Source organism: Vulcanococcus limneticus LL (assembly GCF_002252705.1).
GTDB classification, from domain to species: Bacteria; Cyanobacteriota; Cyanobacteriia; order PCC-6307; family Cyanobiaceae; genus Vulcanococcus; species Vulcanococcus limneticus.
The window spans coordinates 1-22,977 of sequence record NZ_NQLA01000044.1 but is presented as its reverse complement, the minus strand read 5'-3'; the positions used below and the strand labels follow the sequence as shown (position 1 = coordinate 22,977).

The 22,977-nt window shown below is 65.0% G+C and carries 26 protein-coding genes and 1 pseudogene; 14 read left to right on the top strand and 13 right to left on the bottom strand.

Annotation, left to right across the window (positions count from 1 at the left end):
• Nucleotides 1-134: 134 nt before the first annotated feature.
• From CJZ98_RS13980 to CJZ98_RS13955, 6 genes are all read left to right on the top strand, one after another.
• Nucleotides 135-554: a PIN domain-containing protein gene (locus tag CJZ98_RS13980; RefSeq protein WP_157911009.1), complete on the top strand. Its 420-nt coding sequence runs from the start codon at nt 135-137 to the stop codon at nt 552-554.
• Between the two features lie 705 nt (nt 555-1,259).
• Nucleotides 1,260-1,685, top strand: a complete 426-nt coding sequence (locus CJZ98_RS19135) for a pilin (RefSeq protein ID WP_232756483.1) — start codon at nt 1,260-1,262, stop codon at nt 1,683-1,685.
• 160 nt (nt 1,686-1,845) lie between these two features.
• Nucleotides 1,846-2,271: a pilin gene (locus tag CJZ98_RS19380; RefSeq protein ID WP_269798974.1), complete on the top strand. Its 426-nt coding sequence runs from the start codon at nt 1,846-1,848 to the stop codon at nt 2,269-2,271.
• Nucleotides 2,272-2,482: 211 nt separating this feature from the next.
• The gene (locus CJZ98_RS18430; protein ID WP_157911008.1) at nt 2,483-3,238 is read left to right on the top strand and encodes a class I SAM-dependent methyltransferase; all 756 of its coding nucleotides are present in this window, start codon (nt 2,483-2,485) and stop codon (nt 3,236-3,238) included.
• Between the two features lie 178 nt (nt 3,239-3,416).
• Nucleotides 3,417-5,561 (top strand): O-linked N-acetylglucosamine transferase family protein, encoded by a 2,145-nt coding sequence (locus tag CJZ98_RS13960; RefSeq protein WP_094591745.1) that lies wholly within the window; start codon nt 3,417-3,419, stop codon nt 5,559-5,561.
• A 178-nt stretch (nt 5,562-5,739) separates the two neighbouring features.
• Nucleotides 5,740-7,344 (top strand): class I SAM-dependent methyltransferase, encoded by a 1,605-nt coding sequence (locus CJZ98_RS13955; RefSeq protein ID WP_094591744.1) that lies wholly within the window; start codon nt 5,740-5,742, stop codon nt 7,342-7,344.
• A gap of 54 nt (nt 7,345-7,398) precedes the next feature.
• Here CJZ98_RS13955 and CJZ98_RS13950 read toward each other — a convergent pair whose 3' ends face one another.
• Nucleotides 7,399-8,349: an ABC transporter permease gene (locus CJZ98_RS13950; RefSeq protein WP_094591743.1), complete on the bottom strand. Its 951-nt coding sequence runs from the start codon at nt 8,347-8,349 to the stop codon at nt 7,399-7,401.
• Between the two features lie 23 nt (nt 8,350-8,372).
• Between CJZ98_RS13950 and CJZ98_RS13945 the strand changes: the two genes are divergently transcribed.
• Nucleotides 8,373-9,119 carry a response regulator transcription factor gene (locus CJZ98_RS13945; protein WP_094591742.1) on the top strand — a complete coding sequence of 249 codons (747 nt, stop codon included), beginning with the start codon at nt 8,373-8,375 and terminating at the stop codon, nt 9,117-9,119.
• On the opposite strand, the gene CJZ98_RS13940 is transcribed toward CJZ98_RS13945, so the two are convergent.
• A complete protein-coding gene (locus CJZ98_RS13940) occupies nt 9,088-10,533 on the bottom strand; it encodes a sensor histidine kinase (protein WP_094591741.1) in 1,446 nt (481 codons plus the stop codon). The genes CJZ98_RS13945 and CJZ98_RS13940 overlap by 32 nt on opposite strands.
• A 65-nt stretch (nt 10,534-10,598) precedes the next feature.
• Here CJZ98_RS13940 and CJZ98_RS13935 point away from each other — a divergent pair, with 65 nt between their 5' ends.
• From CJZ98_RS13935 to CJZ98_RS13920, 4 genes are read left to right on the top strand one after another with little or no spacing between them, the layout of a single operon-like run.
• Nucleotides 10,599-12,263 (top strand): hypothetical protein, encoded by a 1,665-nt coding sequence (locus CJZ98_RS13935; RefSeq protein ID WP_094591740.1) that lies wholly within the window; start codon nt 10,599-10,601, stop codon nt 12,261-12,263.
• 2 nt (nt 12,264-12,265) lie between these two features.
• Complete coding sequence (locus CJZ98_RS13930) at nt 12,266-12,847, top strand: prepilin-type N-terminal cleavage/methylation domain-containing protein (RefSeq protein WP_094591739.1); 582 nt, start codon at nt 12,266-12,268, stop codon at nt 12,845-12,847.
• Complete coding sequence (locus CJZ98_RS13925) at nt 12,829-13,419, top strand: pilus assembly FimT family protein (RefSeq protein ID WP_094591738.1); 591 nt, start codon at nt 12,829-12,831, stop codon at nt 13,417-13,419. Before CJZ98_RS13930 ends, CJZ98_RS13925 begins: the two co-directional genes overlap by 19 nt.
• The gene (locus CJZ98_RS13920) at nt 13,419-13,970 is read left to right on the top strand and encodes a PulJ/GspJ family protein (RefSeq protein ID WP_094591737.1); all 552 of its coding nucleotides are present in this window, start codon (nt 13,419-13,421) and stop codon (nt 13,968-13,970) included. The genes CJZ98_RS13925 and CJZ98_RS13920 overlap by 1 nt, the downstream gene beginning before the upstream one ends.
• A 4-nt stretch (nt 13,971-13,974) precedes the next feature.
• Here the strand turns inward: CJZ98_RS13920 and CJZ98_RS13915 are convergent, their stop codons facing one another.
• The 3 genes from CJZ98_RS13915 to CJZ98_RS18890 form a co-directional block, all read right to left on the bottom strand.
• A complete protein-coding gene (locus tag CJZ98_RS13915; protein ID WP_157911007.1) occupies nt 13,975-14,424 on the bottom strand; it encodes a hypothetical protein in 450 nt (149 codons plus the stop codon).
• A gap of 282 nt (nt 14,425-14,706) precedes the next feature.
• Nucleotides 14,707-15,231, bottom strand: a complete 525-nt coding sequence (locus CJZ98_RS18425) for a hypothetical protein (RefSeq protein ID WP_198537815.1) — start codon at nt 15,229-15,231, stop codon at nt 14,707-14,709.
• A 549-nt stretch (nt 15,232-15,780) separates the two neighbouring features.
• Nucleotides 15,781-15,969 (bottom strand): hypothetical protein, encoded by a 189-nt coding sequence (locus CJZ98_RS18890; RefSeq protein WP_198537812.1) that lies wholly within the window; start codon nt 15,967-15,969, stop codon nt 15,781-15,783.
• 148 nt (nt 15,970-16,117) lie between these two features.
• Here CJZ98_RS18890 and CJZ98_RS19375 point away from each other — a divergent pair.
• Both CJZ98_RS19375 and CJZ98_RS13905 read left to right on the top strand, forming a co-directional pair.
• A pseudogene (locus CJZ98_RS19375) lies at nt 16,118-16,447 on the top strand (class I SAM-dependent methyltransferase); the annotation flags it as partial.
• Entirely contained in the window at nt 16,436-17,566 is a 1,131-nt protein-coding gene (locus CJZ98_RS13905) for a methyltransferase regulatory domain-containing protein (RefSeq protein WP_255090611.1), read from the top strand. The pseudogene CJZ98_RS19375 and the gene CJZ98_RS13905, both read left to right, overlap by 12 nt.
• Before the next feature lie 21 nt (nt 17,567-17,587).
• Here the strand turns inward: CJZ98_RS13905 and CJZ98_RS13900 are convergent, their stop codons facing one another.
• The 7 genes from CJZ98_RS13900 to CJZ98_RS13870 all read right to left on the bottom strand — a co-directional run bounded on the left by CJZ98_RS13900 (nt 17,588) and on the right by CJZ98_RS13870 (nt 20,828).
• Complete coding sequence (locus CJZ98_RS13900) at nt 17,588-18,079, bottom strand: PulJ/GspJ family protein (RefSeq protein WP_094591733.1); 492 nt, start codon at nt 18,077-18,079, stop codon at nt 17,588-17,590.
• Entirely contained in the window at nt 18,079-18,618 is a 540-nt protein-coding gene (locus CJZ98_RS13895; protein WP_094591732.1) for a pilus assembly FimT family protein, read from the bottom strand. Before CJZ98_RS13895 ends, CJZ98_RS13900 begins: the two co-directional genes overlap by 1 nt.
• On the bottom strand, nt 18,615-19,037 hold the full coding sequence (locus CJZ98_RS13890) for a hypothetical protein (RefSeq protein ID WP_094591731.1): 423 nt from the start codon (nt 19,035-19,037) through the stop codon (nt 18,615-18,617). The genes CJZ98_RS13895 and CJZ98_RS13890 overlap by 4 nt, the downstream gene beginning before the upstream one ends.
• Complete coding sequence (locus CJZ98_RS13885; protein WP_094591730.1) at nt 19,034-19,459, bottom strand: hypothetical protein; 426 nt, start codon at nt 19,457-19,459, stop codon at nt 19,034-19,036. Before CJZ98_RS13885 ends, CJZ98_RS13890 begins: the two co-directional genes overlap by 4 nt.
• Before the next feature lie 154 nt (nt 19,460-19,613).
• Nucleotides 19,614-20,207, bottom strand: coding sequence for an alpha/beta hydrolase (locus CJZ98_RS13880; RefSeq protein WP_094591729.1), 594 nt, complete (start codon nt 20,205-20,207; stop codon nt 19,614-19,616).
• 14 nt (nt 20,208-20,221) lie between these two features.
• Entirely contained in the window at nt 20,222-20,440 is a 219-nt protein-coding gene (locus CJZ98_RS13875) for a hypothetical protein (RefSeq protein WP_094591728.1), read from the bottom strand.
• Nucleotides 20,406-20,828 (bottom strand): HEPN domain-containing protein, encoded by a 423-nt coding sequence (locus CJZ98_RS13870; protein ID WP_094591727.1) that lies wholly within the window; start codon nt 20,826-20,828, stop codon nt 20,406-20,408. The genes CJZ98_RS13875 and CJZ98_RS13870 overlap by 35 nt, the downstream gene beginning before the upstream one ends.
• A 364-nt stretch (nt 20,829-21,192) precedes the next feature.
• On the opposite strand from CJZ98_RS13870, the gene CJZ98_RS13865 reads away from it, so the two are divergent.
• Nucleotides 21,193-22,632, top strand: a complete 1,440-nt coding sequence (locus CJZ98_RS13865; protein ID WP_094591726.1) for a methyltransferase regulatory domain-containing protein — start codon at nt 21,193-21,195, stop codon at nt 22,630-22,632.
• Nucleotides 22,633-22,661: 29 nt separating this feature from the next.
• Here the strand turns inward: CJZ98_RS13865 and CJZ98_RS13860 are convergent, their stop codons facing one another.
• Nucleotides 22,662-22,856, bottom strand: a complete 195-nt coding sequence (locus tag CJZ98_RS13860) for a Uma2 family endonuclease (protein WP_255082647.1) — start codon at nt 22,854-22,856, stop codon at nt 22,662-22,664.
• Nucleotides 22,857-22,977 lie beyond the last annotated feature (121 nt).

The following is a 22,977-nucleotide window of genomic DNA, read 5'->3' as shown; positions in this document are numbered from 1 at the left end:
CCCTGGGGATCCGCTCCTCGGTGGAGACGTAGGAGAACAGGGGACCGGTCCGCTCCTGCTGGCCGCGCATCCGTTCAGTGCCGTTGGGCCATTCTCCAGCGGCTCGACCGGTGTTTCAGCGGCCTCCTAGAGCAGTGATTCTGTTCGACACCAACGTGTTCTACGCCCTGATGCAGAAACGGCCGGATGGGGCCGTAGTGGATTGGTTGGATGAGCAGAGGCCTGAGGAGATCTGGCTGCCGAGTGTGGTGGTGTTTGAGTTGCGCTATGGCATCGCCATCCATCCAGATACAGGACGCTACAAGCGACTGCAGCAGAGCCTGGAGAAGCTGATGGAGGAGCTGATCCAGGAGCTCGTGGCGCCCTCTGTGAATGGCCTCGCCACGAACCAGGCGGCCCTGCTGGCCGCCCAGCGCAAGGCACAGGGCCGTCCCGTGGACCTACCTGCGCGACACCCTGACCACCGGCGTTACCTTGACCTGCGCGGCCCAGTTGGCCCCCCGCAAAACCCGTCAGTTCCAGGGCACCACCATCAGCCTGATCAATCCATTTAACCGATGAGCGGCCCGGACCTGGTCCGCGCACGCATCCCTTCCCGGCCAGGCCGGCAGCACACTATGAATCAGCCCTACCTGCGCGACGAGATCGCCCCACGACGCCAAGCCAGCCGGCTTCGGTCGCGCTGCTCAACGCACTGATCGCATTGATGGATCTGCATCACATTCACCCTGAGGATCCTGGGCCATCCTCGCCACCCCAACAAGCCCTGGCAGTCGTGGGGGGGGGGGTATAGCCCTGACGAAACTGGTCATCCATGCCCTCCATCGCTTCGTCAAGGCGGCGCCCAGACTGCTGAAGCAGCCTCCGGGTGAGACTGCCGAGCTGCTCGACCCCACTCAGATCTCCGACATCTCCAGTTCTGGCCCTGGCCCGGCATCGCAGTGACATCCTCGTGAGCCTAGGAATGAGCCCCGGGCGCCTCGCCCAGCCGAGAAAGGAGCATCGAATGAGAGAAGATTGAGAAAAGAGTGAGAGAATAATAATAGCAACCACAGAAGGTGGAGGAGGTCATGCGCAGGCCAATCTGACAGAGCGCTGAAGCTGCGGGCAGCGAGCGGCGGGGCTGCCATACATCTCAAGGTCCCGCAAGGCCTTTTCAAGCCCCATGGCGTTGCCAGGTCCTCACGAAAGACCCTGCCGATGCCGTGGCCGTGAGCCGAACAACTGCGTAAGTTGGGAAGGCACCTGGATTGCCCTCCATGAACGCCAAGACAAGAATTGAGCTCCTCCGCACGCTGCGGGCCCGCCAGAACAGGAACCTGATCGCCCAGGGCTTCACCCTCGTTGAGCTGATGATCGTGGTGGCGATCGTTGGCATCCTCTCGGCTGTTGCCCTTCCCCAATACCTCCGGGCCCGTGACGCCGCCCAGGCTGGTGCCAATGTCGGCGAGGCCGTGGGCATCGCCAAGGAATGTGCCGTCTTTGCCGCCTCGGATGTGGGTGGCCCTCCCACAGCCGCAGGCAATACGGCCGTTACTTGCGCCACAAGTGGTGGCACCGTCAGCACAGCCATCCCTACAGGCGTAGAGGGGGTCCGCTGCCTTAGCGCAACTTCTGCGAGTACTAGCAAAGCGGCAACACTCACCATTGGCTCTGGTGGGGCCCTGAGCTGCGGTTTCAGCTGAACGCTTCTTCAGCAGGATCCGTTGACCCAGGCGATGCAGCTCCCTGGGTCAACTCTTCAAGCAGAAGAGAACTGCCACACCGGGGTTATTCTCAATCAAAGAGGCTCAGATTATTCCAGCCGAAGGGAGTTTCAATGCAAACCTCAACCCCGTTACCGCAATGAATGCGAAGACAAGAATTGAGCTCCTCCGCACGCTGCGGGCCCGCCAGAACAGGAATCTGATCGCCCAGGGCTTCACCCTCGTTGAGCTGATGATCGTGGTGGCGATCGTTGGCATCCTCTCGGCTGTTGCCATTCCCCAATACCTCCGGGCCCGTGACGCCGCCCAGGCTGGTGCCAATGTCGGCGAGGCCGTGGGCATCGCCAAGGAATGTGCCGTCTTTGCCGCCTCGGATGTGGGTGGCCCTCCCACAGCCGCAGGCAATACGGCCGTTACTTGCGCCACAAGTGGTGGCACCGTCAGCACAGCCATCCCTACAGGCGTAGAGGGGGTCCGCTGCCTTAGCGCAACTTCTGCGAGTACTAGCAAAGCGGCAACACTCACCATTGGCTCTGGTGGGGCCCTGAGCTGCGGTTTCACCTGAGGAATAGTGAAACTGAGCACCTATCTGCAACAAGGCTCGACCATCACCCCTAGGCCATACCCTCAGAACGAGGATCTCTGCCGCACCCCGAGCATCGGAATCATAGAACGGTCGTTCCTGCTACAGCCGGCAAATGAGCTCTGTACCGCCTGGATGAGCAAGCCGCTGCATACGGCACCTAAGATACAGGCAAGACCACACGCCCGATTCCATGGATCCAGTAAACAATCCTGAGTCAGCAAGAGCCAGGTTCAAGGCTCTTGGTGACAACGCAGGAACTGACAAAACCACATACCACGGCTATCACCGCTTCTATCCGCCCCACCTAGAGCACCTAAGGCAGATCGAGGACCTTGGCATTCTTGAGATTGGCTACGGGGAGGGGAAAAGCCTCACCCTCTGGCTTGAATACTTTCCAAACGCTTTTGTCTACTGCATTGACCGTGATGTAGAGAGCCAAGGCGAGCGCCATCGTGTCATCAAAGCCGACCAAGCTGACCCTGACTCCGTAGATCGGGCCTGCAAGCTGATTCAGCATCCGATTCATCTGATCATTGACGACGGATCCCATCTACCATCTCACCAGACAACCAGCTTCTCAATGCTCTTTCCAAGCCTTCTGCAGGCTAATGGAATCTACATCGTCGAAGACATTGAAACCTCCTACTGGCTAACGGGAGAACTCTACGGCAATCAGACGCGCTACGGCCTGTCCTGCCCATGGTCAGCCATTGAGGCATTCAAGCTCATCGCCGACTACACCAACAGACAATGCCTGGCAGGATGCGACCTCAGCCTGCTGGAATACAGGATGGCCCTTGCGGGAATCACCCTAGAGGCAGCATCATCCGTATCATCAGTTTCCTTCTCACAGAATTGCATTATCGTCAGCAAGTCTACCGCCTCTGACGCCACCTACTGGCAAAGGCCCTACCTATACGAACCATTCACCCACCGGGATCCCTAGCTTGCAACAAGACTGGGAAAGCGAGCCAAAGGAAGAATCCAATAGCACACCCCGAGGACATGGCAACGGATCACTTGTGCCAGTTTGAGGACAGCCAGAGAGCCTAGTCAGGGCAATAGTCCGTATAAAGGCAAGGGGCCGGACTGACTAGAATAAGGCAACGCAAGAACCAGTTGACATGAATCCAGCCGCACGACTCGCTGAGCAGGGCCGCTACGAGGAAGCTATTCGTGCATACATCCAACTGGCACGATCAGAACCCAGCCGGCTGGCTGATCACTACGCCTCCATCGCCGGCTGTCTCTACCGGCTCAAACGGACGCCCTGGGCACAGCGCCTGGCGGAACATGCCCGAAGGATCTCGGAGCAGCCCCAGCCAGCCGCCCTGCTGGTGCTTGCGAACATCCTGTTTGACAACAAAGAGTTCACAGAGGCGGCCGATCTTTACCAGCAGCTGCTCGCAACGGATCTCTCGGCGCAAGCAGCTCTCTGCCTGACAGCCATCCAGAAGGTTGACCACAATAGCAACAATGCCAAAGACTACATGAAGGTTCTGCAAGCAAAGGAACAGCACAGCTTTCACGATCTTCTCTGCCTGGCAAAGCACGCGCTAGACAGGGACAACTCCGTAGGCGCGCTCAGATTCGCAGAGAAGGCCCTTACAATCAAGCCTGAGCATGCAGATGCCTGGGAGGCAGCCTATCAGGCTCTCATGAATCTCAAGCAGTATGTGGCAGCCAAAGAAACAGCCCTAAAGCTGATCAACCTGAGCTCACGACGCAGCAAGTGGCATGAATACCTTGGCCTTGCCTGCTATCAACTTCAGGACTTCACGGCAATGGCAGCAGCTTATGAGCAGGCCTTGGCACTGGACCCAAACAATCTCGTGCTCTACCTGAATGCCAGCAATCCATTCACAACCATCCCAGAATCGCCAGGCAGGCTCTTGCAGCTGGAGCAATCTATCCGCGTCTCCAGCCATGTCATCGCGCAGAAGCTCAACACGGGAGGATCATGGAAGCTCAGCACAAACACACTCCTGCCATCTGCTTTTTTTCTCTCCTATGCAGATATCAACCTAAAGCCTATCTACACTGCATACTACAGCTCTCTCGCCTCCACCCTTAGCCAGGTCCTGGAGTCCGCTCGCGAGGCACTTCCTCAATCAACGCCGACCGACTGCAGAGCAAGTTCTGCAATCACAACGACTTCAGAAGAACGCAGACATACAGGCAGAAACCTGATCAGGATCGGCTTTCTGTCCCGATACTTTTATGCCCATAGCAACACGCAGGCGTTTAAGGGGATTATCAAGTACCTCGATCGATCACAGTTTGAGGTGATCCTCATTCATCGGCACGACACGCAGAGAGACGCCCTTCAGGACCAGATCAATGCCACGGTTGACCAAGTTGTCTATCTGACTTCAGAACTGCAGACAAACTACTGTGATCTGAAAATCCTGGATCTAGACATTCTTTTCTTCACAGACCTTGGGATGAATCCCTTTGACTTTCTGCTTCCGGAGCTCAGAGCCTGCCCTATTCAAGTAACCGGCTGGGGCCTGCCCCACACAACAGGCTTAACTTCGATCAACTACTATCTATCCAGCCGCATTCTGGATTCACCCAGTTCCCAGGATGAGTTCAGCGAAGAACTGGTTCTTCTCGATGGCTTGCCCTGTTGCTTCTTGCGCGAAGATCTGCACTACAAGATTCGCCCAAGGGACTATTTTATGCTGCCCAGCGATCGGGTGTTACTTGGCTGCCTCCAGACCCTGCACAAGATCCACCCGGATTTTGACGAGATCCTAGAGGAAATCGCAGAGCTGGTCCCAGACGCCCTCTTTGTGTTTGCCACGAGCGACTCCGACACACAGACGCAAGCATTTCTCAACAGGCTCCAGAGGAGAGCCCCCCTGGCACACTCACGCACACTCTTCCTGGAGAGGTCGCAGACAGATGACTATCTGTCGATGTGCGACTGCATGGATCTTCTGCTTGATACCCCTTACTACGGAGGCGGCGTCACCTACTACATGAGTTACTACGTCGGCACCCCGATCGTGGCCTACCGCGGCGGGCGGCTGCGGGGAGCAACCGCAGAGGGCCTCTACACATTCACCGGTGTTCAGAACCCTCCCCTGGCAGGCTCACATGAAGAGTACGTCCAACTCGTGGCCGCCTTGGCAGCTGATCCAGAGCGGCGCCTGCAGCTCAAGCGCGAAATCGTGGAGAAGGCAGACATCCTCTATGACAATCAGACCTTCATTCGCGGCATGGAGCGCTTCTTCACGGGCCTCGTCGGTGCCAAGGCTCCCTAGGCCTGATCCCTGCCAGGATCTGCGACCATCCATCCAGGCGACAGGCAACCACTCAGCAGCCCGGATGGAGGGCCGACAGCAATGGCGTTGGCCATCATTTCAGGGTTCATACGCAGCAGCCATGGACCACTGACCTAGCGGCGATTAGCATGGAGCCAAAATCATACTTGCGATAGAGATGCACTGGAGCCATGGCTACTTCGCCTCCGAGACCTATCTCAGCGATTTCTACCGGGAGCTTTCCCCCAGCTGGCTCGACTTTGCTGCCCTGGTGAAGGGGCATCGACCACCTCGGGCCCAGGAAGGCACAGCTTTTCACTACCTGGAGCTTGGTAGTGGCATGGGCCTCGGGCTATGCCTGCTGGCGGCCTCGTTCCCGGAAGGGCAGTTTGTCGGCATTGACTTTCAACCCGATCACATCGCCCACAGCCAGTGGCTGGCGGGCCAGCTTGGCCTCTCCAACATCGCCTTCCTGGAGCTCGATTTTCTCGAGATCCAGCAAGACCTGTCATCGGGCCGCTTGCCCAGCGGTGATCAGGGGCCATTGCAGCCAGGCCGATTCCACTATGTGGTGGCCCATGGAATCCTCACCTGGGTAGCCGAGCCGATCCGGGAAGCCCTGCTCAGCATTGCCACCTCAATGCTGAAACAGGCTGGCTTATTTTACTGCTCCTACAATACATTTCCCGGCTGGCTTGCCAAAACAACCTTCCAGATGCTCACGCAGCTGGAGAGGCGGCATGAAGGCTCCACTGATCCGCTAAGGCCATTTCAGAATGCCCAGGAGAAGCTGGCCATCCTGCTGGGAAGCCCAGAATCGCCACTTCCCCTGGGCCTGGCGCTGCCGGGCCTGGGGATGGAGATCTCCTCCATCTCCAACGCATCCAAACCGGCCTATCTCTGCGGAGAGTATGCCAATGAGGGCTGGGCGCCGCTGTATGTAGCCGAGATGCATGAGCGCAGCCTCACCCACAAGCTCAGCCATGTCGCCACCGCCAGCCTGGCGGAACTCTTTCCCCAGCTGCTAGACGAACCCCGGCGGTCGCTGGTGCTACAGGAAGAGCATGCGATCCTCCGGGAGGCGCTGTTTGATCTGGCCATCAACCAGAGCTTCCGCCGTGACATCTTCACCAAGGGCAGGCTTCCCCTCCCGGAGAGTGAGCGCATGGCGCAGCTGGGCAACCAGCTCCTGTGTTCGATTCCATCCCCAGCACCCCAGGGTGAGGCAGGACCGAAGCCGGTGGCCACCAGCCTGGGCCTGCTGGAAGTGGATCCAGCCCTTGGCCAGGCCGTTGAGACCGCCATGGCAGCTGGCCCTGTAGCGATCGGATCCCTCGGCCTGGCGTTGGGGTGGGAATGCGATGCGCTGCTGCCTTCCCTGGCCCTGCTGCTGCAGGACAACAGGATCGGCCTGCACCGGGGTGCGGCGGCGGCGACCGCCGGTGAATCGAGCCTGCGGGTGAATGCGCGCCTGCTGGACCTGATGCAGCAGGGGCATGCCTACAGCTTCCTGGCCGCACCCACCATCGGATCGGCTCTGCATTGCAGCCCCCTCGATGCCCTGATCCTGGGAGCGATCAACCAGGGATTGGAGGCTCCGCTCATCGGGCAGGTGGTGCTGATGGGACTCACAGCCCTGGGCGGCACACTGCGGGATCACCAGGGGAAGCCCATTGAGGATGAACAGCTGGCGATGAACAGTCTGGGCGACTACATCCATACTTTTCAGGCAACTAGACTGCCGCAGCTGCATCAACTTGGCTGCCTTCCAAGCCTTGCCTGATGCAGCACTGGCTGCAATCCACGCTGGTCTGCATTCCTTCCAGCAGCGATCCATTCAGCCCTCCCGCCCCCCCAGCCACCCCTCCAGCCCCTCCCCCAGAAACGCCAGGCCCAGCACCAGCACGAACATCGCCACTCCAGGGAACAGCGCCGTCCACCAGATGCCGGTGGGCACCGCGGTGAGGGCCTGCTGCAGATCACTCCCCCACTCAGGGATGGTCTCGGGCAAGCCGAGACCGAGGAAACCCAGCCCCCCCAGCACCAGCACCGCATCGGCGGCGTTGAGGGTGAGCAGCACGGGCACCGAGGTGATCACATTGCGAAACAGATACTTGCGCAGGATCCACAGCGGGCCGGCGCCGAGGGAGCGGGCCGCCTCGATGAACAGCTCGGCCTTCACCTGGGCCGTCTGGTTGCGCACCACCCGGAAATACTGGGGCACGTACACCACGCACAGGGCGGCGGCGGCGTTGGGGATGCCGCGGCCCAGCAGGAAGGCCAGCACCACCGAAAGCAGCAGCACCGGCAGGGTGTAGAGGGTGTCCATCACCAGCACCAGGGCCCGATCCAGCCAGCCGCCCAGGTAGCCGCTCAGCATCCCCAGCGGCACGCCGATCGCCAGCGCCAGGGTGAGGGCCAGCAGCACCACCTGCAACGCCACGCCGCTGCCGGCCAGGGTGCGCACGCACACGTCGCGTCCCAGGCGATCGGTGCCGCACCAATGGGCGGGCGAAGGGGCGGCGTAGATCGGGTTCTCCAGGCCGGCATTGGCATCGGGCAGCAGGCCCGCCTGGATCAACGCCGGGATGGCCAGGGCCACCAGGCCGTAGACGAGCACGATCAGCAGGCCCCAGCGGGCCAGGCGGTGGGCCAGAGTGCCCTGGCGGCCGGGCCGCCAGGAACCCGGGGCGGCCCGCAGGGCCCGGAGCAGGGTGGAAGCCAATGGTGCAAGCCAGCGACAGCGCCTAGCTTGGGACCAAACGGCGCACCTGGCCGGGCCGCCCATTCACGCGCATCCCAAGCACCCACGTGGCAGGCGAGGCGGACACCCAGCAGCACCAGCGGAACAACTCCAGGCAGCACCAGCTCCTGATCGTCGACGACGATCCCGAGCTGCGTCGTTTCCTCGCCGGTGAGCTCGAGGCCGAGGGCTACGCCACCAGCGAGGCGGCCAACGGCCAGAACGCCCTGGTGAAGATCCGCGAGAGCCCCTGGGATCTGGTGATCCTGGATTGGACCCTGCCCGATTTCAGCGGCGTGGAGGTGTGCCGTCGCCTGCGCAGCAGCGGCGGCACTGTGCCGGTGCTGATGCTCACCGCCCGCGACGACGTGCGCGAGCGGGTGGAAGCCCTCGATTCCGGCGCCGACGACTTCATCACCAAGCCCTTCTCGATCGAGGAGCTGCTGGCGCGGGTGCGGGCCCGGCTGCGGCGCAGTGGGCTCAACAGCGCCACCGCCAGCGGTGAAACCCTCAGCCTCGCCGGGCTGGTGGTGAACACCGGCAGCCGTGAGGTGAGCCGCAACGGCGCCCCGATCCACCTCACCGTGCGCGAGTACGACCTGCTGCTCTGCCTGCTGCGCGAACCCAACCAGGTGCATGCGCGTGAGGCGATCCTCAAGACCGTGTGGGGCGAGAACCACTTCGGCGACGACAACCTGCTCGACGTGTATATCCGCTACCTGCGCAAGAAGGTGGAGCAGCCCGGCCAGCCCACCCTGATCCAGACCGTGCGCGGCGTGGGCTTCATGCTGAAGGAGGGTGCGGTGCGCTCCTGACGGGCAGCACCAGCTGGAAATCGGCACCGCCCCCCGGCGCCTCGGCCACCTCCACGGCGCCGCCCATCCGCTCCATCAGCAGCCGCACCACCGAGAGCCCCAGGCCGCTGCCGCTGCAGCCCTCCGCCGCGCTGCCGCGCACGAACCGCTCGAAGATCCGCTGCCGCTCCGGCTCCGGCACCCCCGGCCCCCGGTCGCGCACGTGCAGGCGCACGGCGCTGGTGCTGCCCGTGGCGAGCAGCTCGATCGGGCTGCCCGGCGGCGCGTACTTGAGGGCGTTCTCCACCAGGTTGGTGAGGCACTGCTGCAGCCGGTGCGGATCGCCGCACACCTCCGCCAGCTCCAGCTCCTCGCCATCGCAAGGGGGAAGCAGCCGCAGCCGGCCGCCGGCGTGCCCGGCCAGGCGCTCGTAGGCCTCCAGCAGCAGCTGCTCCGGATCCAGCGCCTGGCGTTGCAGCTCCAGGCGGCCGGCGTCGTCGCGGGCCAGGTCCAGCAGATCCGTGACCATCCGCGCCATCCGCTCCGCCTCCGACTGGATCAGCGCCAGCTGCCGCCGTGGCTCGCCGCTCACCACGCCCTGGCGCTGCAGGCTCTGGGCGTAGCCGTTGATCAGCGTGATCGGCGTGCGCAGCTCATGGGCCACTCCGTCTGCGAAGGCGCTCTGGCGGCTCCATGAGGCGGCCAGCCGGTCGAGCAGGGCGTTGAAGGCCTGGATGATCGGGCGCAGTTCGCGCGGCTGGTTGTGCAACGGCAGCCGCTCCGTGGCCAGGCTCTCGAACTCGATCCGCTCCAGCCGCGCCCCCAGCTGGTTGAGGGGCGCCAGGCCGCGATCGAGCACGGGGCGCAGCACCAGACCAGTGAGCAGCGTGGCCGAACCCGCCGCCGCCATCAGCAACAGGGCGTTGGTGCGCTCGTAGCGCTCCCGGCTGCCCACCGCCTCCAGCACCAGCAACCGGGCCTCGGCGCCGGCCGCGGGCAACGGCAGCGCGCTGAGCAGATAGCTCTCGCCGCCGATCCGCACAAGGCGGCCCCGCTCCTCAGGGCCGGTTTCACTGGCGAGTTCCGCCATCAGACCCCATAGCGTGCGGTCCGGCGGCAACGGGAACTCCGGCGCGAGGCGCGCCAGCGCCAGGGGCAGGCGACCGGGCCGCTCCAGCCACACCAGCAGCGTGGGGGGCAGGAGCAGCACCGGGCCGGAGCCGGCGCCAGCCAGCGCCGCCGCCGCGGGCAGCTGCTCGGCCAGGCGCGCCAGGGTCTGCAGGTGAGCCCCACGCCGCTCCCGCACCGCCAGCAGCGACTGGGTAGCGAACAGCGCCCCGTAGCCGCCCAGCACCGCCAGCAGGCTCGCACCCAGCAGCCACTGGCGGATGGAGGGCCGCGGGCGGGCCCGACGCAGCAGGGATCGCAGCGGCACTGGGCTCAACAGAACGCCGTACCTAGCATCGGGGTAGGAGACCGCCCCTGCCCGGGGCGGAGGCCATGGAAAAGCATCTTCTCCATCTGCTCAGCCAGCTGCACCGCAGTGGCCGCAGCCCGAAGGCGGGCTTCGCCATGGTGCTGGTGATCCTGATCGCCCTGGCGGTGCTGCTGGGCGGGGTGATGATGATTGCGCGGGTGAGTTTCGGGCAGCTGGGCTCCGCTTACCAGAGCCAGGGCCGTGAGGCGCGCGAAGCCGCCGAGATCGGCATGGCGCGAATCATCGCCGAGCTGAACCGGGAGCGCAACCGCCGTCTGCTGGTGAATGCCCCGATCCTCAACAGCGAAGACCGCACCTACATCGAGAGCTCCACCAACCAGGGCAAGCTGCGCTCGGTGTGCACCATGAGCCTGCCCAACCTGGCCAACACCTTCCCCAGCGCCAACCTCAAGGCCGAGCAGACGCTGGATACCGATCGCCGCTACCAGCTGATCTCGATCAGCCAGCCCGCCAGCTCCAGCCAGACGGAGGCCACCAGCCCCTACGCCAAGAAAGCCAACACGGCCACCAACCGCTTCGCGGTGACGATGGGCTACGACCCCAGCGGCGCCACCACACCGGCGGCCAACCCGCCGACCTCCGAGCCACCACTGGCGGGAGACCTGACCATCACGGTGCGGGGCACGGCCTATCGGAACGGCGTGCTGGTGGCCAGCAGCACCCTCACCCGCACCCTGGAGGTGGTGCCCAAGTGCTGCCGCGGCTCCCTGGGGGGCTACAGGGATGCCTTCGGCAACGACAGCGCCGCCTGCGCGAACACCCTGGGCTTCGGGCTGGTGGGCGGCGCCGCCGAGAACGACACGGGCGTGATCACCGTGCAGAGCACCTCCAGCGACATCGTGGATGGCTTCGGCAACAACATCGACTTTGTGTATTGCGTGGCCACCACCAACTGCAGCGCCAACATCAACACCAACGTAGGCACTCTGGTGAATGTGGTGCCCATCGACATGCCCGACGTGTTGGCCGCAGCCAACACCAACTGCGACAAGGCCGTGGTTGGCAACTCCCTGCCGGCCAGCTGCAATGTGTCGCTTGACGCCAACGCCTCCGATGGCTCGCTGGTGAGCGGCACCCTCACGCTCACCACGCCGGTGAGCAGCAGCTGGCCGGCCAACTTCAGGGCCGTGTGCAGCCCCAGCAACAGCACCCCTCCCCTCACCACGTGCAGCCTCAACAAGCTCGACTTCAGCAATCCCAACCGCACCCTCAAGATCGACAGCCGCGGCGGTCCGATCCGGCTGCACTTCCCCAACAGCCAATCGGGCAACACCAAGACCCTCAACCAGCGCAGCGGCGGCGGCTTCATGCACGTGAACAGCGCCAACAGCAGCGGGCTGCCCTCCAAGATCACCGACTTCACCCTGTTCGGCTGCCAGAGCTGCAGCCCCGAGCAGCTGGTGGACCTGGGCCAGGGCGGCGGCGAAGCCCTGCGCTTCTTCGCCTACTTCCCACAGGGCTCGATCGAGATCGGCGGCAGCTCAGGCTATGCGGGCGTGATCTGGACCAACAAGGTGAGGGCCAACGGCAACGTGCTGATGACCATCCCCGGCTCCGGCCTGGGCGATGTGCTCGACCTGATGGGGATCGGCGGCCCTACGCCGGCCGTGAATCCACCGCTGGTGGACTACATGCTGCGGGCCACCCGATCCCTGCAGTTCTTCTAGCCATGGCTACGCCCACCAGGCCAGCCGCGCCCGCCAGGCAGGCCCGGGGGTTCAGCCTGATCGAGATGATCCAGGCGGCGGCGATCCTGCTGATGGTGGCGGGGGCGGCTGCCACGGTGGTGATCCGCACCGGCACGATCACCCGCGCCACCCAGCAGCGCTACGCCCTGGAGGCGGCGGTGGATGCTGACGTGGCCGTGATCCAGCAGCTCAACGACCGCTACGCCTGCGCCAATGCCGCCGGCACCTGCGCCGTGGCCAACGGCCCGGTGGACCGCAACAGCTACTTCCCGCCCCGCAGCGGCGTGGACGACGACCACAACAACCTCGACGACGGCACCCAGGCCTTCGAGCTGAAGTGCCTGTCGCCCACCGCACTGGTGAGTCCGCTGGTGGCCGTGATCAACGGCCTGCCCGATCCCAACGGGCTCACCCGCAACGCCGCAGTGGACACCGTGCCGAGCAGTGGCACGGCCCTTGCCTACCATCGCTACACCGTGACCTACACCGCCACAGACAGTGGGGAAGTGATGCGCCAACTCACCCTGACCCCCACCACGGTGGCGTGGTGCCCGAGGGTGTGATGGGCCGTAGCCATTGGCGCCGGCATCCCACCGCCTTCACCCTCACCGAGCTGATGATCACGGTGACGGTGCTTGGCATCCTCAGCGCCATCGCCCTGCGGGTCACCGGGGTGGAGTGGCGGCGCGGGCGCGTGAACGCCGTGGCGGTGGAACTCACCGGCTGGCTGGAGGCGGTGCGGCGCGCCTCCCTCAAAGGGAATCCCTGCCAGGTGACGATCCACACCACCAGCTCCGCGCCCGCCGGCAGCACCGTGGCCAGCGCGGCGGTGGACCCGAGCGTGGCCAGCGAAGCCGCCATCGTGAACACCTGCCTCAACCAGGACCCACTGCAGATCACCTCGATCAGCAGCGGGAGCGACCGCTACGCCATCAGCGCCGATCCGACCGTCTTCACCTTCACGCCGCGCGGCACCGTGGTGGGGCTCAATCCCAGCACGGGCCTGGAGGTGCGCATCAGCCTGAACAACACGGCGCCGATGCGCTGCGTGCAGATCAGCTCACCCCTTGGCCTGATCCGGGTGGGCAACGATGAAGACGGCAGCGGCACCTGCACCTACCCGGGGGTGTTCTGATGCCGAGCCGTCGAACCCAGGCCGGCTTCACGCTGGTGGAGCTGCTGATTGCCATGGCCCTGGGCGGGCTGCTGATGGGCCTGGCCTCCTCGGTGATCACCAGCCATCTGCGCACCACCCAGAGGCAGGCCGAGCTGCAGCGCATGCGCGACCACTGGGGCCGCATCAACTTCTTTCTGGAAACGGAGATCCGCGAGGGCCAGAGCCTTGGGACCGAACAGGGCGAGGGGATCTGCGCCGACAAGAGCCGGGAGCTCACGATCACGGTGCCAAACCGGGCGGCACCGGGCAGCCCCGGCCGGATCGTGTATTACAACAACGGCGTGGACCTGTGGCGCTGCGGCCCTTCCGTGAATCGCGACGGCACGCTGGATTTCGCCAACCAATCGGACGGACTCCTGGTGGAGAACGCCAGCCTCTCGCTGCCGGCAGGCTTCACGGGGCCCACCGACACCACCACCTACACGGTGACGCTGCGCAGCTGGGACGGTGGCAGCCTGTTCACCTTCGAGGAGTCGAGCTCGGCGCGCACCTCGATCCGCAGCTTCTGAGGCCTCAACCAAAATCGGCGCGGTCGCAGCGGCTGAAGACGCGGATCGCATCCGGCTCCAGGGGCAGGCCGCCGCGCATCGGCTCCGGGATCAGGCGGTCGAGTTCGGCCAGTGCCTGCTCGTAGGCCTGACGGGCCGCCGCCACCTCCGGGGCCATCGGGTCGGGAGCGCCGGAACGTAGCAGCCAGGGGGCCAGGGCCCGCTGGCGCTGGCGCTCGGCCTCCTGCAGCTCCTGCTGGTGAAACAGGCAGAAGACATAGCGTTCCTCCGCCGTGGGAGGCGCGGGGCCCTGCGGCACCTCAGGCGGCGCCTGGCGCTGTTGCTGCTCCCGCTTCAGCTGGGCCAGGCGCTGGTCGATCGTAAGGAAACAGCGTTCCAGGGCCGCCTCGCGCCCCTTCGGCGCGGCGGTGGCATCCACCTCCTCCTGACAGGCCCGCAGGCCCTCGACAGACACCCGCAGGCGCTCAGGTGAGCGGGGCCCGGTGCAAGCGGCGATCAAACCACTGGCAAGCCACAGGGCCAGGAGATGGGTGATCGGTCGCGATCCCTCAGACCAGTTCACAGCGAAGGCAGGGCCACCCAGACGCCTGCGGAATGCCTGGAAAGTATGGAGCCGGAGCCCTTGGCGCCATGGGAAACGCGCAACCGCCGAAGGGGTTGCGGTGACTGGCGGATGGAAACCTGATGGGGTGCCGAGAGCCGGGAGCAGGCGTGACCCAGCAGACTCGCGACGCGATCAGCTGAGGCGACCGAGGAAGAGATCCGCCGGGTCGCTGCGGTAACGGGCACCGACGCCAGCCGGGAAGGGCGAGGCATAAACGGTCTGCCAGTTCTGCTGCCCTTGGCTGCGCTTGTCGCGTAAATCGCGCTTCTGCAGTTCCAGCAGGATCTTGTTCTGCAGTCCAGCCACATCGGCCTCAGAGCCAACATGCACAACGGACCGGATCAGCACCTGCCCAGAGTGGCCCCCTGTGTCACGGACCAGAACCAGGACGTACCTGGCTCGCACAAAGGCCCAGAAGCTCACCAGGATGCTGATCAGGCCAAGCGCACCAACCCTCAGCCCCAGCCCAGGCAGCTGCCAGACGACAACCACCACGGAAGCAAGCAACAACAGGCGCAGAAGAGAGGCCAGCCGGTTGGCCGCAACGCGTGACCCAACAACGCGACTGAGCAGGGAGACTGGCCAATGGAACAGAACATACGACAACGACGAAAAGATTCCCAATCCCTCAGCATAGACCGAACGGATCTCAGCCAAGGCAAAGTAACGAGCATGGCCACTTATTGCAATTCGGTTATTATCAAGCAGCAGCTCTGCCAACAGGCCCAACCCAATGACGCACCTTGATTCTAGGCCGAAAGCGCAATTGCACAACCACTGGTAGAACTGGTGTGGGTCAGTGGCGCTGCAGCGCTCGGGACCAGCGATGAATCTAGTTTCGCAGGACGAACCAGCCAGCCGCAAGCCATCGATGGGGCCAAGCCAGAGCGCAGATCAGAACTCTGTCATGCCCAGCGACAGGGCTCCAAGGGCCTCAAGCATCGGGAGCCCGTGCTGCTGCCAGACAGAGAGTGGCTCTCCAAGGCGCCGTCGCTGCTGGTTCACATGCTACAGAGCCTGCACCAATGAGAACAGGTAAAAACAGTGCGCAACCCATCCATGATCGCTTACCGAATCCAAGATCCAGCTGAGTGGGGCAGCCGACTCCGCCACAAGCGCCTGCACCTCCGTCACATCGCCCGCCCGCTCCGGGCGCCCTTCTCCACTATTGCCAGAGCACTCAGCCGTCTTGGCCAACAACAACGATTAAACTGCTGCCGTCCAAGTGGATGATGTCAACACCTTCACCAGCAACGCCTCCAATGATTGCCGTTCGGCGACCATCCAGCTGAACTTCAACGTGCCGAGCGGTACCGGCACCAATGCAGGAACCACGCCACTTGAACAGATAAGACTGATCACTGGGGTCGGGATGTACTCGTAGCAGGTGACCATGGCCTGGGATCACGGCTATTACTCCCACTCCACTTACGCCAATGGATTCTTCCGAGAGCTCACACCTGGCTGGCTGGATTTCTCCGCCCTGCTGAAAAGACATTGTCCTCCACGATCCCGCGATGGATAACCCTTTCGCTACCTCGAGCTCGGCTGTGGCATGGGCTTTGGCTTGGCTTTAGTCGCGGCACTCCACCCAGACGGAGAGTTCATCGGCGTTGATTTCAACCCTAACCACATCAGCCATGCCGTCGGCCTATGTCGACGGCTAAAGATCACCAACGTTCGCTTCCTCGAAGCCGATTTCGTGGCTCTTGCCCACGATCTCACACCACTTGGTCCGAGAGTCGCCAGCGAGGGCGGTGGCTTCCACTACGTGGTGGCCCATGGAATCGCAACATGGGCGCGGCAGCCTGTGCAAGAAGCCATGCTGAGCGTCGCAGCAGAGGCACTACGGCCTGCAGGATTGTTCTATTGCTCCTACAACAGCCAACCCGGGTGGCTTGGCCGAAGCGCATTCCAGAAACTCTACGCCTTGGAGCGAAGCCGCTCGGATCCCGCCACCCCACACCAGCCTTTTCTTCGCACGATCGAGCGTCTTCGGCCCCTCCTTGGCACGGCGGAGCAGCCCTCTCCCCTTGGGTATTCTCTTCCGTTACTGGCTGCCGATCTCGATTCGATCGATCTAAGCCACCTCGACTATCTCTGCGGCGAATATGCCAACGATGGCTGGCAGCCGCTCTACGTTGCCGACTTCCACCAACGCTGCCTCAATCATAAACTCGCACCGCTTGGCACGGCCACACTGCCCGAGGCCTTTGATAATCTCTTGGCGCCCTCGCTCCAGGGTCCGATCCTTGAAGAGAGAAATGCACTCATCCGCCAGACCCTGATTGACCTGGCCACGAACAAATCCTTCCGTCGTGATCTTTTCGTCAAAGGCCTAGATCCGTTGACGCTCCAGGACTGTGAACAACGGCTGGCGGGGTTGAAGTTTGTCGCCTACCAGCTCCCTTCCCTCGCGGATGCTGAGAAGGGGGGATTCACCTTCGCCACGGTGTTTGGAAAGGTTCAGGGGGACCCCGCAATCTATGGGCCCATCGCGCAGGCCTTGGCGGCTGGCCCGCGCACGATCGGACAGTTGCAGGAGCTCAGCGGCCAGCCAACTGCCGAGCTACTGATGATCCTTTCCCTGTTCCTGGATGCCGGCTGGATCAGCTTCGACCGGGGGGATATGGCGCGCAAAGCGACTACGACCGCTCGGGCCTGTAACCCAGTGCTGATGGAGCTGATCGCCGGCGGACGCCCCTATGGCCATCTTCTTCTTCCTCAGATCGGCACAGCTGGGCCAATTTCGCTTGTGGAAGTCTTGATTTATCGGGCCATGGCGGATAACCTTAAAGGAGTGATGCTGGCCACATGCGTGCTGATGGGTATTGAGCAGCTAGGAGTGCATCTGCTCGCGAATGACAACAAGCCCATTGACGATGCCGACAAGAAAATAGAACGAATAGAAGCGCTAGCTGCGGAGTTCAGCGCCCAGAAGCTTCCGATGCTCAGGCGTCTTGGATGCCTGCCAGCCCCTCAGCAGCGGTAATTCCAAGGACGGCACGCAGCTCTACGAACCTCCACCGGAAGGAGCAAGCACGTCCCCAGCACCATCCAGCACCACCCGGTTCTGCCAGGCCCCATCCAGGCTGAGGCGCCCGTCCAGTCCATGGGCCGGTCCGCAGCGCATCAGCACCGGCCCCCGCCAGATCGCCGAGGGGGCGGAGCCCAGGGTCCAGGTGATCGGGGGCCTGCCATCGGGCAGGCGCAGGTGCAGCAGTGGCGTGCGGCCCGCCAGCCCGCACACGGCCTCACCGGCCGCCGCCTCCGCTGCGGCGCCTTCGAGGGCCTCATCGGCCGCCTGCCGGTCGAGCTGCATCAACCGCCGGGCCCGCTGCGCAAACTCCCGCTGGCGCAGCTCATCCCCCCAGCGGCGCGACAGCGCCACGCTGCCCACCAGCGCCTGGGCCGCACCGGCCATCACCACCAGGCCCACCGAAAGGGCCACCAGCAGCTCCACCAGCGTGAAGCCGCCGCGGCAGCGCCGCCTCCAGGGCGCCATCAGCCCGCCTCCGGCCGGCAGGCCTCGCTGCTCAGGGCCGCCTCCGGGTCGGAGCCGTAGACGCCATGGCGCAGTACCCCCAGCGGCAGGGCCATCACCACGCAGCGCCGCAGCGCCACCCCCGGCGCCCACACCACCACCAGGCCGCCATCGAGCACCAGGCCCGTGGCCGTGAAGCGCCAGGCGGCCGGGCCGTTGTGGCGCCAGCGGGTCGCCGGCCCAGCCACGCCCGCCGCCACCGGGCCCAGGGCCGTGCGGCAGGGGTCCGCGGCGGCCTGCGGTGATTCCTGCCAGCCCCGCTCGTCCAGCGCCATCGCGCAGGGGATGCCCGTGCGCTCCGCTTCCGCCCGGGCCTTCTGTACCCCCTCCAGCACCAGCCGGGTGGTGGCCTCCACCGCCTGCTGGCCCAGGGCCTGGCTGCCGTGCACCCAGCCCAGGGCGCCGATCAGGCCCAGGATCGCGGCGGTGAGGAGGAGTTCGGCCTGGCAGAGGCCGGTGCAGCGGTGGCGGGTGTTGCTTGTGTCGCGGCGGCGGATCATGACGCGCCTCCCGCCGGACAGATCCCCAGCGCGGCGGTGGTCAGCAGCTGCTCGCGGCTCGCCGCCTGCCGCAGCGACGGGTCCAACGCCGCGGCCGCCTGCGGCGTGGGCTCCCAGCGCAGACGCAGCCCCTGGCCCTCGTGGCCCAGGGATGTGAGCACCACCGGCTCGGGGGTGGCCGCCGCCGCCCGCGCGGCCAGCAGCTCCAGCAACGCCGCCGGATCCGCGCAACTGGCGCTGGCGCCCTCCTGCGCCATCCGCTCGTGGCTGGCCTGCACCGCCTGATCGAGCTGCTGCATCACCCCATCGAGCTGCCGCTGGCTCACCAGCGTGTGGCCCAGGTTGGCCGTGAGCTGCAGCGAGCCCGTGCCCGCGATCGAGAGCACCGCCGTGCTCACCAGCACTTCCGCCAGGCTCATGCTCCCTCCAGGCGCAGGTTCACGATCGCGCCGCTGCTCGGATCGCGCCGGGCCCGGAAGCGGGCGGTGCGGGCACGGCCGCTGGCGTCGCGCAGTTCCAGGGTGAGCAGGGCGGCGCTGGCGGTGGGCTGCAAGGCCGTGAGGTGCAGGCTGCCCAGGGGGGTGGTGGCGGGCTGCGGCACGGGCCAGGCCGCCGCTGGCTGCGGCCAGCTCTGCAGCAGCGGCTGGTGCGTGGTCTGCAGCTGCTCCACCACCTGGCGGCCGGCACTGAGCAGCACGTCCTCCGCCTGGCGGCGCCGCAGCTCCGCCAGCTGCGCCTGCCGCCCGGCCAGCGCCATGCCCAGCAACGAACTGCTCGACACCACCATCACCAGCGCCGTGACCGTGGCCAGCGGGAGGGTGAAGCCGTTGGGGTGGGCCACTCGCAGCCTTCGCCGCAGGGGCTGGGGCTGGGGCTGGGGCTGGGGCCAGCCTCGAAGGGGCGCAGACCGTAGGGAACGCAGCACGGAACTGTCCGCAGCACGACCTCCCGAGGGTTCCCGCTCCGAGGCCCCTCGAACCGCCCGGGTGGAGGCCTCAGCGGGGCACGTTGGCCTGCAGGCAGGCCGGCAGGTACAGATACCAGGAGAGCAGCGACGTGCACTGGTCGGCACCCATGCAGCGCAGCTCGGCGCAGGTGTTCTGCACGCCGTCGAACCCTTCCATGCGGGCCAGACGGAAATCGGTGGGCAGGGCCGCCAGAATGCCCTCGGCCGAGAGCTCGCCATCGGCCGCCGCATCGGCCAGCAGCGCCGAACGCAGGGCCCGCAGCCGGTAGGTCCCCAGGGTGGCGAAGGGCATGTAGCTGCGGGTCTGGTTCAGCAGGAAGAGTTCGCCGCCCTCGGAATTGAGGAACTTCGACAGCTGCAGCACATCCACCGGATAGCGGCGGGTGAGGCCCAGGCGCAGCTCCTGGGGGGTCCAGCCGGAGCCGCGGATCAGGGCCTCCAGGCCCCGATCCTCAATCCGGCCCGTGGCCAGGAACTGGCGGAACTCCTCGCTGCCGGTGGTCCACACGCCGGAGTCGGTGCTCAGGCGCGCCGGCGCCCCGGCCCGGGCCGGGGCCAGCGGAGCCAGGGGCAGCAGCAGCGGCGCCATCAACAGGGCAGGCAGGAGCCTGGAAGCCAGCATCGACAACAGTCGCCTCAGCGGTGATTGCCCCCTTTTACTGGGTCGGCTCCTGCCCCGCCATCGGCGCCCGCCGGGGGGATCAGCCACTCCTGAAGGCTGCCCACGCCGGCATCGTCACGGCCGTAGGAACCAAACACGCCCACGGCTTCCAGCTCCGCATGGCCGGCCGCCTGGCGCTGGGCCCACTGGTGGGCCTGCTCAAGGACCTCGGCGGAGCTGGGCCAGCGCAGCACGGGCCCACTGGACGATGGCGGTGGCATGGAACAGGGCCTGTTCGCTCTGCAGTCTGCCGAAATGTTCCCCGGGGGTGCCTTCCGGGTAGCTGTCCGGATCGCGGGTGGGGATGTAGAAGCCATCCAGGAGACGCAGGCGATCGTCGAGCGCTTCCGGGGGAGGAGGGTTGAACGCGTCCCTCTCCGGCGGGACTGCCGCCCAGAGTCGCGTGAGGGCATGACCCCAGGCCTGTTGGCCCATGGCCAGGTTCAGAGCCTTCAAGGCCTTCTCAGTGGCCTGATGGGCAGCGAAACAGGCCCACTCATGCCGATCCGCCTGCATGGAGGCCTCGGCCTGATCGAGGTCCCGCAGGGCCTGATTCAGCCAGTCGGCGGAGCGTTCGGCCATGGGACCAGCCTGCCCGGCGCCAGGCCTGGGGCGAGGAATGGTATGTCGGGAAGCGTCCGTGCTCTAGCGCGCCGTCTTGGTCACCAAGGGGGGATAAAGGCACTGGCAGGAGCTGGAACAATGAGGGCAACCGCCCGCCGGCCACCATGAGCTGGGACCACGGCTACTTCTCCGGTACCGCCTACACCGCCGGCTTCTACCGGGAGTTGGCGCCCAACTGGATCGACTACGCCGCCTTGATCAAGGGTCACCGGCCGCCCCGCGGCGCCGAGGGGGACCCCTTCTCCTATCTGGAGCTGGGCTGCGGCATGGGCTACGGGCTCTGCCTGCTGGCAGCCCTCTATCCCGAGGGGCATTCACGGGGGTGGATTTCCAGCCGGATCACATCGCCCACGGCCGCTGGCTGGCTGCCGAGCTGGGGCTGGAGAACCTCCGCCTGCTGGAAGCTGATTTCCTGGCTCTTCAGAAAGACCCCACTCCCCTGCATCACGGCCTCGATGCCGAAGAAGGCTTTGCCTATGTGGTGGCCCACGGCATCGCCACCTGGGTGAGCGAGCCCATCCAGCAGGCCTTATTGGCGGTGGCCTCCGCCGCACTGATGCCGGGCGGCCTCTTCTACTGCTCCTACAACACCTACCCAGGCTGGCTGGGGATGTCGGCATTCCAGCAGCTTTTGCAACTGGAACGGCAGCGCCAGGATCCGTCCGCCGGCATCGAGCCATTCCAGCGGGCCAGTGCCTCCCTCACGGCGCTTCTGGGTGACCCCAAAGAGCCCCTTCCGCTGGGGGGCGCCCAGCCTGGGATCCGCACGATGCTTCAGGGCCTGGAGCACCAGGACAGCCACTACCTCACCGGGGAATACGCCAACGAGGGCTGGCAGCCCCTATACGTGGCCGAGCTGCACCGACGCGCCAGGGCCCACAAGCTCAGCTACTGCGCCACAACGACTCTCCCCGAGCTGATCGATACCCTGCTGCCGCCCGGCGTGCACGCCACCGTACTGGCCGAATCCAACCCCGATCTGCGCCACACCCTCACAGATCTGGCGACCAACAAGTCCTTTCGGCGCGACCTGTTCAGCAAGGGCCACCTTCCCCTCACCCGCCTGCAGAGAGATGAGCTGCTCGGCGCGCTGACCGTGCGGCTGCAGGAGGCACCCAGCCAGCAGAGCTATGTCTTCAACGCCAGTTTTGGCGAGGTGACGGCCCGTCAGGAGCTCTGCGCGGCAGTGGAGGAGGCCCTCGCCAGCGGCCCCCTTTCCCTGGCCGCCCTCAGAGACGCCGTGGCACAGCCCGTCGTTGAGGTGATCGAGGTGGTGACCCTGCTGTTGCACGGTCAACGGCTCGGGCTGGACCGGGGGCCAGCCAACGCGGCGGCTGAGGTCAGCTGCAGACCAGTGAATGCCCGTCTGCAGAGCCTGATCTTGCAGGGCTGTCCCTTCCAGGCCCTGCCGGCCCCAACCGTCGGCAGCGCCGTGGGCCTCAACCCGATTGAGGTGATGCTCAGCCAGGGCATGGCCGAGGGTCTGGAAGGGGACATGCTGGTGCTCTGTGTGCAAACTGCCCTTTCAGACCTCGGGGCGGACATTCGGGATCGTCAGCAGCAATTGATCACCGATCCCGCCGCGCAGATCCAAGGTCTGCAGGAGATGGCCGCAGAGTTCGCCAGCAGGCGCCTGCCATTCCTGCGGAAACTGGGCGTACTGGAAGCCGGCCCTACTCCTCCCGCTTCAGCACCGTCACGAATACCTCCTGGGACAGATCGAGCCAGTCGTCAGCCAGTCGGCGGAACCGTTCAGCCATAGGGGAAGCCTGCCCCGCCGCCGGAACCGGCTCAAACCTCCCAGATCGGGGCGAGATCCAACGCGAGGCCAGGGAACAACTCGCCGCCATCGAGAGTTGTGACGTCCTCGAGGCGTTCAGGATTGGGTTCGCTCGCGCGCCAGACCTCCACGGCCCGTTCTTCAGGCAGCAGCAACCACCCCAGCTGGACGCCATTGGCCCGGTAGGTGGCCATCTTCTTTCGCAGCGCGCTGAGGCCGCGGGGTCCCTCTGACGTGACCCCCTTTGTCGGTCCAGTCCTTATGAGAGTGGGTGGATGTGGTCATGCTGCAACTCCCTGTTGAGCTGCCTCCAGGGGCGTACGCCCC

Bases quoted from the DNA above. Each gene is read 5' to 3' on its own strand.
- CJZ98_RS13890 (WP_094591731.1), bottom strand. From the start codon at position 19,037: ATGAGCCTGGCGGAAGTGCTGGTGAGCACGGCGGTGCTCTCGATCGCG.
- CJZ98_RS19380 (WP_269798974.1), top strand. From the start codon at position 1,846: ATGAATGCGAAGACAAGAATTGAGCTCCTCCGCACGCTGCGGGCCCGC.
- CJZ98_RS13870 (WP_094591727.1), bottom strand. From the start codon at position 20,828: ATGGCCGAACGCTCCGCCGACTGGCTGAATCAGGCCCTGCGGGACCTC.
- CJZ98_RS13920 (WP_094591737.1), top strand. From the start codon at position 13,419: ATGCCGAGCCGTCGAACCCAGGCCGGCTTCACGCTGGTGGAGCTGCTG.
- CJZ98_RS13895 (WP_094591732.1), bottom strand. From the start codon at position 18,618: ATGATCCGCCGCCGCGACACAAGCAACACCCGCCACCGCTGCACCGGC.
- CJZ98_RS13950 (WP_094591743.1), bottom strand. From the start codon at position 8,349: ATGGGCGGCCCGGCCAGGTGCGCCGTTTGGTCCCAAGCTAGGCGCTGT.
- CJZ98_RS19135 (WP_232756483.1), top strand. From the start codon at position 1,260: ATGAACGCCAAGACAAGAATTGAGCTCCTCCGCACGCTGCGGGCCCGC.
- CJZ98_RS13930 (WP_094591739.1), top strand. From the start codon at position 12,266: ATGGCTACGCCCACCAGGCCAGCCGCGCCCGCCAGGCAGGCCCGGGGG.
- CJZ98_RS13880 (WP_094591729.1), bottom strand. From the start codon at position 20,207: ATGCTGGCTTCCAGGCTCCTGCCTGCCCTGTTGATGGCGCCGCTGCTG.
- CJZ98_RS18430 (WP_157911008.1), top strand. From the start codon at position 2,483: ATGGATCCAGTAAACAATCCTGAGTCAGCAAGAGCCAGGTTCAAGGCT.
- CJZ98_RS13935 (WP_094591740.1), top strand. From the start codon at position 10,599: ATGGAAAAGCATCTTCTCCATCTGCTCAGCCAGCTGCACCGCAGTGGC.
- CJZ98_RS18890 (WP_198537812.1), bottom strand. From the start codon at position 15,969: ATGGTCACCTGCTACGAGTACATCCCGACCCCAGTGATCAGTCTTATC.
- CJZ98_RS13960 (WP_094591745.1), top strand. From the start codon at position 3,417: ATGAATCCAGCCGCACGACTCGCTGAGCAGGGCCGCTACGAGGAAGCT.
- CJZ98_RS13955 (WP_094591744.1), top strand. From the start codon at position 5,740: ATGCACTGGAGCCATGGCTACTTCGCCTCCGAGACCTATCTCAGCGAT.
- CJZ98_RS13900 (WP_094591733.1), bottom strand. From the start codon at position 18,079: ATGGCGCCCTGGAGGCGGCGCTGCCGCGGCGGCTTCACGCTGGTGGAG.